The sequence below is a fragment of the Actinocrinis sp. genome (assembly GCF_035650855.1).
GTDB lineage: Bacteria > Actinomycetota > Actinomycetes > Streptomycetales > Catenulisporaceae > Actinocrinis.
Genome location: NZ_DASRGV010000330.1, coordinates 1 through 9,786, shown reverse-complemented (window position 1 = coordinate 9,786; position 9,786 = coordinate 1). Strand labels below are relative to the sequence as shown.

General features: G+C 69.0%; 8 protein-coding genes and 1 pseudogene. 4 read left to right on the top strand and 5 right to left on the bottom strand.

What is annotated here, in order from left to right:
- Window positions 1-311, top strand: a 311-nt coding sequence (locus VFB40_RS23500; protein ID WP_527249209.1) for an MmyB family transcriptional regulator, incomplete at its 5' end; no start/stop codon positions are given.
- On the opposite strand, the gene VFB40_RS23495 is transcribed toward VFB40_RS23500, so the two are convergent.
- The 4 genes from VFB40_RS23495 to VFB40_RS23480 all read right to left on the bottom strand — a co-directional run bounded on the left by VFB40_RS23495 (window position 312) and on the right by VFB40_RS23480 (window position 5,643).
- Window positions 312-2,156: a glycoside hydrolase family 35 protein gene (locus VFB40_RS23495; RefSeq protein ID WP_324854212.1), complete on the bottom strand. Its 1,845-nt coding sequence runs from the start codon at window positions 2,154-2,156 to the stop codon at window positions 312-314.
- 124 nt (window positions 2,157-2,280) lie between these two features.
- Complete coding sequence (locus tag VFB40_RS23490) at window positions 2,281-3,663, bottom strand: ABC transporter substrate-binding protein (RefSeq protein WP_324854210.1); 1,383 nt, start codon at window positions 3,661-3,663, stop codon at window positions 2,281-2,283.
- A gap of 121 nt (window positions 3,664-3,784) precedes the next feature.
- Window positions 3,785-4,726, bottom strand: coding sequence for a carbohydrate ABC transporter permease (locus tag VFB40_RS23485; protein ID WP_324854208.1), 942 nt, complete (start codon window positions 4,724-4,726; stop codon window positions 3,785-3,787).
- Between the two features lie 2 nt (window positions 4,727-4,728).
- Window positions 4,729-5,643 (bottom strand): carbohydrate ABC transporter permease, encoded by a 915-nt coding sequence (locus tag VFB40_RS23480; RefSeq protein ID WP_324854206.1) that lies wholly within the window; start codon window positions 5,641-5,643, stop codon window positions 4,729-4,731.
- A gap of 274 nt (window positions 5,644-5,917) precedes the next feature.
- On the opposite strand from VFB40_RS23480, the gene VFB40_RS23475 reads away from it, so the two are divergent.
- The 3 genes from VFB40_RS23475 (at window position 5,918) to VFB40_RS23465 (ending at window position 9,506) form a co-directional block, all read left to right on the top strand.
- Window positions 5,918-6,970, top strand: coding sequence for a LacI family DNA-binding transcriptional regulator (locus tag VFB40_RS23475; protein ID WP_324854204.1), 1,053 nt, complete (start codon window positions 5,918-5,920; stop codon window positions 6,968-6,970).
- 82 nt (window positions 6,971-7,052) lie between these two features.
- Window positions 7,053-8,051 carry a cellulase family glycosylhydrolase gene (locus tag VFB40_RS23470; protein ID WP_324854202.1) on the top strand — a complete coding sequence of 333 codons (999 nt, stop codon included), beginning with the start codon at window positions 7,053-7,055 and terminating at the stop codon, window positions 8,049-8,051.
- A 108-nt stretch (window positions 8,052-8,159) separates the two neighbouring features.
- On the top strand, window positions 8,160-9,506 hold the full coding sequence (locus VFB40_RS23465; protein ID WP_324854200.1) for an MFS transporter: 1,347 nt from the start codon (window positions 8,160-8,162) through the stop codon (window positions 9,504-9,506).
- Here the strand turns inward: VFB40_RS23465 and VFB40_RS23460 are convergent.
- Window positions 9,503-9,786: pseudogene (locus VFB40_RS23460) on the bottom strand (L-2-hydroxyglutarate oxidase); the annotation flags it as partial. The gene VFB40_RS23465 and the pseudogene VFB40_RS23460 overlap by 4 nt on opposite strands.

Genomic DNA, 9,786 nt, shown 5'->3' with positions numbered 1-9,786 from the left:
CGACCGATCCGCGGATGATCGAACTGGTCGGCGAGCTGTCGCTGGGCAGCGACCGGTTCCGCACGCTGTGGGCGCGGGCCGAGGTCGGCTACCGCTCCGACGGAACCAGCCATCTGCGCCATCCGCAGGTCGGCGAGCTGTACTTGCGCAAGGAGAAGCTGGACATCGCGCGGACCGACGGCATGCAGCTGGTCATCTTCCATGCCGAGCCCGGCAGTGAGACTGCCCAGGCCCTGGCGCTGCTCGGCTCGCTGGCGGCCACGCTGGACCGCGAACGCGGACACACTGCGCGCGAGCGCTCGGAGGCCTGATCACTCCTCGGTGTGGCCGAGGTCGGGCCCGGCGACGAACATGGCCCGCACGGCGCCGCTGGCGTGCTGCTCGAACACGATCAGTTCGTTGTCACGCGCGCGCAACACCGGGCCGGGAACGTAAAGCGTGCGCTGCGGCCCGCGCGACCAGTAGCGGCCGAGGCAGAACCCGTTGATCCACACCACGCCCTTGCCCCACGCTGAGGTGTCGAGGTACAGATCGCCGGGCTCGGGCAGATCGAAAGTCGCGCGGCCGAATGCCGGTCCGATCAGGGCGCTCGGGTCGGCGGAAGACTGGTCGCGCAGCGCCTCGGCGACCGGTTCGATCACGGCGAGGTTCAGCGGCAGTACGGACCAGCCCTCGACCGGAGCGGCGTTCAGCCGCGCCGGGCCGATCAGGCCCTTGGGCTCGCCGATGCGCGGCCCGTAGTCCACCCTGCCCTGGTCCTCCACGAGCAGTGCCAGCGTGCCGCGTGCGTCCGGCGGCAGCGCGAGCGCGCGGTCGTGATGGTCGCGCGCCAACACGCCCACCCCGGCCCGGTTGAGGAAGACCTGGGCGCGGTCCCGGACTTCTTCGACCTCGAACATCAACGGTCCGGCATGGTCGATCTCGGTGCGGTACAAGGTGAATCCGTCGTAGTGGCCGAGCTCGTCCGCGCTCGGCGGCTGCTCGCGGCGGGTCCAATAGCCGAGGAGGTCGACCACGTCCCACAGCGGCACCGTCTGAAGGAGAGGGGCGGAGAACTGCGGCCGGGGGCGTGCGGGCTGCGGCTTGTCATCACCCAGCGGCGTGTACTTCGCGAGCACCTCGCGGAACGCCCAGTACTTCGCCGTCGGGTTCCCGGCCTCGTCGAGCGGGGCGTCGTAGTCGTAGCTGGTGGTGATCGGCTGGTAGACGCCCTTGTCGTTGGCGCCGTTGGTGAAGCCGAAATTGGTGCCGCCGTGCAGCATGTAAATGTTCACCGACGCACCGCGCGCCAGCAGCTCGTCGAGGTCCTGGGCGCTGTGCTCGATCGGCGTGGTGTGGTGGTGCAGTCCCCAGCTGTCGAACCAGCCGTCCCAGAATTCCGAGCACATCAGCGGCCCGGTCGGCTGGTGGCGGCGCAGCGTGTCCAGCCGTTCGGCGACGCGCGAGCCGAAGGAGCCGGTCTTGTGCAGCTCGGGCAGGCCGCCACGCTCCAGCATGTCCTCCACCGGCTGGTCCACGGTGGTCAGCGGGACGGTGACGCCGATGCGCCGGGTCAGGTCGGCCAGCGCGCGCAGGTAGGCCTTGTCCTCGCCGTAGGCGCCGTATTCGTTCTCGACCTGCACCAGGATGATCGGGCCGCCGCGGTCGATCTGGCGCGGCACGATGATCGGCGCGAGGCTGTGGTAGAAGTCTGAGATCGCCGACATGAAGGCGGGCTCGTTGCGCCGCACTCCGGTGTCGGGGTTGCGAAACAGCCAGGCCGGCAGGCCGCCGTTGGTCCACTCGGCGCAGATGTAAGGACCCGGACGCACGATCGCGTGCATGCCCTCGCGCGCGATCAGGTCCAGGAACCGGCCCAGGTCGAGCCCGCCCTCGGTGTGGAATTCGCCGGGGTGCGGGCTGTGCGCGTTCCAGGCCACGTAGGTCTCGATCGTGTTGAGGCCCAGCTGCCTGGCCTTGGCGATCCGGTCGGACCAGTGGTCGGGGTGGATGCGGAAGTAGTGCAGCGCGCCGGAGAGGATTTGCAGCGGCCGGCCGTCCAGCAGGAAGTCCTGCTCGCCGATCTCGAATCGGGACGTCGCAGGGAGCTGATCCGACGCGGGTTCCGGCAGGGGCAGGGCGGCGGCGTCGACGGCCGGCGCGTTCGCGGTGCTCATGCGGTGGGTCCTCTCGGTGTGCATAGGAGGGCGTGTGGCCGGCCGGGGTTCAAACGGTCGGCCACACGCCGGGTGCCTCGATTGAGGCACGACACGCGGGTGCGGCCGCGTGGTCAGTGTGCCGTCACTTGCTGGTGACGGTGAAGCCCTGCTGCGTTCCGTATTGCGCGAAGCTGTCCTGCCAGGCCTTGAGCGCCGCGTTCAGGTCGGACTTCTTCGCGTACGCCTGCCCGACCGAGTCCGGGAAGATGCTGTTCGCGTAGACCTGGAACGGCAGGTAGCTCCAGCCGGGCAGCACCGAGTTCGCGGCCGCGGAGAGCACCTGGTTGATCTGCTGGCCGCCGAAGTAGGCGGGCGCCGCGTTCTGGAACGAGGCGGAGCTCAGGATGGAGTTCTGCGACGGGAAGCCGCCCTCGTTCGCGAAGATGGTGGAGCCGTCGCCGTCGTTCATGAACTGCAGGAAGCCCGCGGCCACCAGCGGGTTCTTGCTCTGCTTGAGCACCGCGTCGCTGGAGCCGCCGTTCTCCGCGGTCGCCGCCGCCCCGCCGGCCGTCCAGGTCGGCATCGGCGCGACCCGCCAGTCGCCGGAGCCGGTGGGCACGCCGGACTCCAGGTTGCCGGGCATCCAGGCGCCGGTGATCAGGGAGGCGATGGTGCCGTTGCCAAGGCCGGTGTACCACTGGTTGGACCAGGAGGAGATCGGGGAGAGCAGGCCGCCCTGGATCAGCTGGTTCCAGGTGCCGGCGAACTTCTTCGAGCCGTCGTCCTGCAGGTTGATCGTGACGTTGGTGGTGCCGCTGACCGTGAACGGCTTGCCGCCGGCGTCCCAGATCATGCTGGTGACGAAGCCGGGGTCGCCGGTGTCGTTGGTGATGTACTCGCTGGGGTTCGCGGCGTGCAGCTTCTGCGCGTCGGCCACGTAGTCGGCCCAGGTGGCCGGGACCTTCAGCTGGTACTTGTCGAAGACCTTCTTGTTGTAGAACAGCGCCATCGGGCCGGTGTCCTGCGGCAGGCCGACCAGCTGGCCGTTGATGTCCACCGAGTCCCACACGGCCGCGGAGTAGTCGCCCTTGAGGCTGCCGAGGCCGTAGTCCTGCAGGTTGGCCAGCGCGCCGGAGAGGGCGAACTGCGGCAGCGCGTAGTACTCGATCTGCGCGACGTCCGGGGCGCCGGAGCCGGCCTTCACCGCGTTCTGCAGCTTGGTGTACTCGGTGGTGGCGGTGCCCGCGTTGACCAGGTCGACCGTGACGTTCGGGTACTTCTTCTCGAAGGCCGCGACGATGTCCTTGACCTGCGGCGCCCAGGCCCAGACCGTGATCGAGGACTTCTTCTGCAGCGCGGCCGCGATGGCCGCCTGGCCGGAGGCGCCGGAACCGCCCGAGCCCGCGGCGGAGGAGCCGGAGCTGCTGCTCGAGCACGCGGCCAGGCCCACGGCCGCGAGCGCGGTGACGGTCGCGGCGACGCCGGCGCGCCGCAACAGGGCTCGGGGTTGAACGTTGGCTGTCATGGTTCTTCTTTCTGGTGAGGGTGGTGCGGACACGTGGTGGCCGGTTTCGGCATGGATCGAGCCGTCCAGTGGCGGTAGGCCGCCGCCGGTGGGTTGTGAATGCGGGTGCTGAGTTAGTCGGTCAGCCCTTGACGCTCCCGGTGCTCAGTCCGGACTGCCAGTAGCGCTGCATGAACAGGAACGCGATCACGATGGGCACGATGGTCAGCAGCGAGCCGGTGATGACCAGGTTGTAGATCGCCTGCCCGCCGACCGTGCGCGACTGCGCGCTCCATTCGAAGAGGCCGACCGTGAGCGGGTACCAGTCGGGTTTGCTCAGCATGATCAGCGGCAGGAAGTAGTTGTTCCAGGTCGCCACGACCGAGAACAGCAGCACCGTGACCATGGCCGGGCGCATCAGGTACAGCGCGATGCTGAAGAAGATGCGGTACTCGCGCATCCCGTCGACGCGGGCCGCCTCCAGCAGTTCGTTCGGCACCGCCTCCTGGGCGTAGACCCAGACCAGGTAGAGGCCGAACGGGTTCACCAGCGACGGGATGATGATCGCCCACGGCGTGTCGGTCAGGCCGAGCTTGCTGAACATCAGGAACGAGGGCACCGCGAGCGCCGTGCCCGGGATCGTGACCGCGCCGAGGATGACCGCGAGCGCCGCGCGCTTGCCGGGGAACTCGAACTTGGCCAACGCGTACCCGCCGAGCGTGGCCAGCATCGTCGCCCCGCCCGCGCCGACCGCGACGTACAGCAGCGTGTTGCCGAACCACTTCAGGAACACGCCGTGGTCGTAGCTGAAGGTCTGGCTGATGTTGTCGAACAGGGCGAACTTGCCGCCGAACCAGAGCCCTGAGGTGGTGAACAGCGAGCCCTGCGTCTTCGAGGCGTTGACCAGCAGCCAGAACAGCGGCAGCAGCGCGTAGATCAGCGCCAGCGTCATCACCGCGGTGAGCATCGGCGATTTGCGCTTGCGCAGGGAGCTGCCGCTGCGGGCCGAGGTGCGCCGGGCCAGCCGCGCGGGCTTGGCTCTCGGGGTGGCCGCCGTCGCCGTCATCCGCTGTGTGACAGCCATCGTCACGCCTCCCTCTTGCGCGTGCCGGCGCGCTGTACCAGATAGGCGATGACCATGGTCGCCACGCCCATGATGATCGCGATGGTGGCCGAGTAGTTGTATTCCTGTCCTGCGAAGGAGAGGTTGTAGGCGTACATGTTCGGGGTGAAGTAGCTGCTGATCGTGTCCGGGGACAGCGGCTTGAGGATGTTCGGCTCGTTGAACAGCTGGAAGCTGCCGATGATCGAGAAGATGGTGGCGATCAGGATCGCGCCGCGCACCGAGGGCAGCTTGATGTGCCAGATCACCCGGAACGGCCCGACCCGGTCGAGTTCGGCCGCCTCGTAGAGCTCCGCGGGGATCACCCGCAGCGCCGAGTAGAAGATCAGCATGTTGTAGCCGACGTACTCCCAGGTGACGATGTTGCCGATGGCCGGCAGCACCAGGCCGCTCGAGAAGGGGTCGGGCAGGGTGGTGTGCAGCCACCGGTCCAGGTTGCCGATCAGGCCGAACTGGGTGCCGTACATGAAGCCCCACATCAGCGAGGCGACCACGGCGGGCACCGCGTACGGCAGGAAGATCGAGAGCCGGAACAGCGGCGTCCAGTGCAGCCGCGCGCTGTCCAGCGCCATCGCGATGGCCAGGGCCAGGATCAGCATGACCGGCACCTGCACCGCCAGGAACAGCGCGACCCGCTCGAAGGCCGACCAGAACTGCGCGTCGCCCAGCGCCTGCTTGTAGTTGGCCAGGCCGGCGAAGCGGTTGCCGCCGATCAGCTTGTCCTGGAAGAAGCTCAGGTACAGCGCGTAGAGCACGGGCGCGACGAGCGCGAGCAGGAAGACCGCCAGGAACGGGCTCAGGAAGCCCCAGCCGGTCCAGTTCCTGCGGCGCCGCCGCCGCGGGGTCGCGGACGCTGCGGTCACGGAGGTTGCGGTCATGTCACTGCTTTCGGGATCACTGCTGTTCACGTCACGGCTTTTTCACGCGCCGCCTCGGGCGGCCGCACTGCGCCGCTGGCCAGGGCCGGTCCGGGGTGATCCGCGGATCCGGGCTCTGGACAGCTGCCGCATGTTGACGTAAACATGGCGGACATGAGCGCTAAATGTTTACGTAAACATCGGTGTCGCGGACGCTACCATGTTTACGTAACCATGCCTACCGTCGGGTGCATCACGAGACGGCAACGGCAGCGAGCCGAACCACTGGGGAGCCATGGCCACGACCGAGGGAGCGCCCGCCGCACGGAAGGCCGCGCGGCCGTCCATGGGGGATGTGGCACGGCATGCCGGGGTCTCCTCGCAGACGGTCTCGCGGGTGTCCAACGGCCACTCGAACGTGGACGCGGCGACCAGGGCCCGGGTGATCGAGTCGATGCGCGCGCTCGGATACCGGCCGAACTCGGCGGCCCGCGCGCTGCGTTCCGGGCGCTTCCGCACCGTCGGCGTGATCATGTTCACGCTGCGGACCTTCGGCAACATGCGTACCTTGGACGCGATCGCCTCGGAGGCGGCGCACGCGAACTACTCGGTGATGCTGATCCCGGTCGTGGACGCCACCCTGGAGCAGGTCTCCGGCGCCTACAGCAGGCTGAGCGAGCAGGGCGTGGACGGCGTGATCATCGTCTTCGAGGCCCACCTGCTCGACAACGCGGAGTTCACGCTGCCGCCCGGACTTCCCGTCGTCGTGATCGATTCGAACGCCGGCGCCGAATACACCGTGGTCGACACCGATCAGGCGGAGGGCGCGCGCCAGGCCACCGAGCATCTGCTCGGACTCGGCCACCGGCAGGTGTGGCATATCGCAGGGCCCGAAACCTCGTTCTCGGCCGTGCACCGCACCGAATCGTGGCGGCGCACGCTGAAGAACGCCGGAATCGAGCCGCCGCCGGTCCTGTACGGCGACTGGTCGACCGAATCAGGGCACCGACACGGCCTGACCCTGGGCCGGCGCGACGACGTCACGGCGATCTTCGCGGCCAACGACCAGATGGCGCTCGGCGCGATGCGGGCGCTGCACGAACTGGGCCGCGACGTTCCCGGCGACATCAGCGTGGTCGGCTTCGACGACCTGGAGGAGGCGCACTCCTTCTGGCCGCCGCTGACCACCATCCGGCAGGACTTCGGCGAGGTCGGCCGCCAGGCGATCCAGCAGCTGCTGCGCAAGGTGGACGACTACGGGTTCGACGACGAGGACAACCGCAGGGTCACCGTGCACACGCAGCTGATCGTGCGCGAGAGCACCGCGAGTCCACGCGTTCGAGCCTGAGGTCCGCGCGCACAGCTCGGCACCACGGCCGCGCCTGCCACCCACCCACATTCGCAGCACCCTCACTCACAGGGAGCAGCACATGTTCAGGTTCATCGCACGGCGCAAGCTCGTCTCAGGCCTCTGCGCCGCGACCGCGCTGGCCGGCTCGGCCCTCTTCGTCGTCCAGGCGCAGCCGGCCTCGGCCGCGACCAACCAGTTCAAGGGCGTGAACTGGGCCGACACCCGCGACAACTACAACTCCGGCTGGGTCATCCCGGACGGCCTGGCCGCCTCGGACAGCTACTCGCAGGTGTATTCGATCGCGGACAGCTACATCAAGGCGTTCCAGGCGAATCTGGGGGCGAACACCGTGCGCCTGCCGATAAACCCGCCGAGTGTCAGCCAGTCCTGGTGGGGCGCGTACCGCGGCGCGATCGACGCGGCCCTCGCGGACGGCATGAAAGTCATCATCAGCGCCTGGACGCAGAGCACGAGCACCGGCACGATCACCGACATGACCGCGTGGACCAACATGTGGAGCACCGTGGTCGGCCAGTACGGCGGCAACGGCAACGTCTACTTCGAGCCGCTGAACGAGCCCTACGGCTACTCGCTGAGCCAGTGGGTCTCGATCTGCTCCTCGTGGCTCTCGCAGTTCTCCAGCGTGCCGCGCGGCCGGGTCATCATCAGCGGCACCGGCTACAACGACCACGTGACCGGCGTGGGCGCCTCCTCCGCGCTTACCGGCACGCTGCTCTCGCTGCACTACTACGGCACCTGGAACAACTACACCCAGGAATCGCAGTGGGAGTCGGACCTCAACAACCGGATCGGCAGTTACACGAGCCGCACGATCATCGACGAGTTCGGCGCGCCGATGACCACCGGGGTCAACTATCTGGCGAACCACAACGGCGCCGTCGAGCAGTCTTACTTCGCCGCGGTCACCGACCTGTCCCGCGCCGACGGCATGGGCAACGTGTACTGGGCCGGGCTGAAGACAGGCGACACGTACTCGATGGAGTATCACAACGGCAGCGGCCTATCGAACAACAACGCGTCGGGTGTGACCCAGGTGCGTTGGGGCTGGGGTTATTAGTCCGTCTATGCCGGGTAACCGGCCGTAATGCCTGGTAGACAACAGACAGCGACGGCTCCGAGCGCGTCATCGCAAGCGGCGGCGCGCGGGACGCGCTCGGAGCGGACCGTGCTGGTCGCCATGTGCGTCGGCTACTTCCTGGTGCTGCTGGACGTGACGATCGTGAATGTCGCGCTCCCGCAGATCGGCTCGGGCCTGCGCACGCAAGTCAGCGGGCTGCAGTGGGTGGTGGACGCTTACGCGCTGGCGCTCGCCTCCCTCATGCTGGCCGGCGGCACCCTCGGTGACCTGCGTGGACACAAACGAATCGTGCTGATCGGCCTGGTGGTCTTCGGGTTGGGCTCGCTCGGCTGCGCATTGGCACCGAACGTCGCCGCGCTGGTCGCCGGGCGCGCGGTGCAGGGCGTCGGCGCGGCGTTGTTGCTGCCCGGCACGCTGGCCATCGTCAGCCGGACCTTCCCCGAGCGCCGCGCACAGGCGCGGGCGATCGGGGTGTGGGCCGGAGTGGGCAGCCTGGCGCTGCCGGCCGGGCCGCTGCTCGGCGGCGCGCTCATCGCGGCGTTCGGCTGGCGCGCGGTGTTCATGATCAACGTGCCGATCGTGCTGCTCGCGGTCGTTGCCTGCGTGATCGTCGTGAAGGAGTCGGCGCAGCCGGGAACACGGCGGCTGGATGCGCCGGGCGCGGCGCTCGGCGGCTTGTTGCTCTGCGCGCTCACGTTCGCGTTCATCGAGGGCGGGCGGTTCGGTGCCGCGCGGCCCGAGGTCATCGTCGCGGCCGTGTGCGCGGTCGCGCTGCTGGTCGCCTTCGTGCTGGTCGAGCGGCGGCTTGGGGAACAGGCGATGCTTCCGCTCGGACTGTTCCGGCATCCGGGGTTCAGCACCGCGAACGCCGCCGCGGGGGCGATGAACCTCGGCACGCTCGGCACGCTGTTCGTGCTGACGCTGTTCCTTCAGTCGGTGCAGCACCGTTCCGCGCTCGACGCCGGGCTCAGCCTGGTGCCCCTGTTCGCGCCGCTGGCCGTGCTCGCTCCGCTCGCCGGGCGGCTGACCAGCCGGATCGGTCCGCGGGTGCCGGTCGTCGGCGGCCTCGTGATCGCGGCGGGCGGGCTGGCGCTGCTGCTCGCCGCCGACGCGCGATCCGGATACCTGGTGCTGCTGCCCGCGTTTCTGTTGTGGGGCATCGGGATCGGCGTGCTGACCTCGGCGGTCGTGGCCGCGGCGATCGGGTCGGTGCCCGAGCGGCGGGAAGGCCTGGCCTCAGCGGTGAACAACACGGCGCGGCAGGCGGCGGGCGCCATCGGTATCGCGGTGGCGGGGGCGATCGCCGGTGAGCCCGGCGGCTCCGGATTCACCGGGGGTTTTCACACCGTCGCGCTCTTCGCGGCCTGCCTCTACCTGGTCACCGCCGCCGCGTCCCTCTTCCTGATCCCGGGTAAGCCGGCGCAGGAGGGTTAGCAGCCGGACTGGCGTTCCAGGAGCCGGTCGACGACGTGTTCGGCGATGGCCAGGCTGGAGGTCGCGGCTGGGGACGGCGCGTTGCGCACCGCGGTCACCGGACCGAGGAAGCTGATGCGGAAGTCGTCCACCAGTCCACCGTCGCGGTCCACCGCCTGTGCGCGCACGCCTGCCGGGGCGCGCACGAGGTCCGCGGGCGTCAGGTCGGGCACGTAAGCGCGCGCGGCCTCGGTGAAGGCGCGCTTGGACAGTGAGCCGTACATCTCGTGCGCGCCCATCC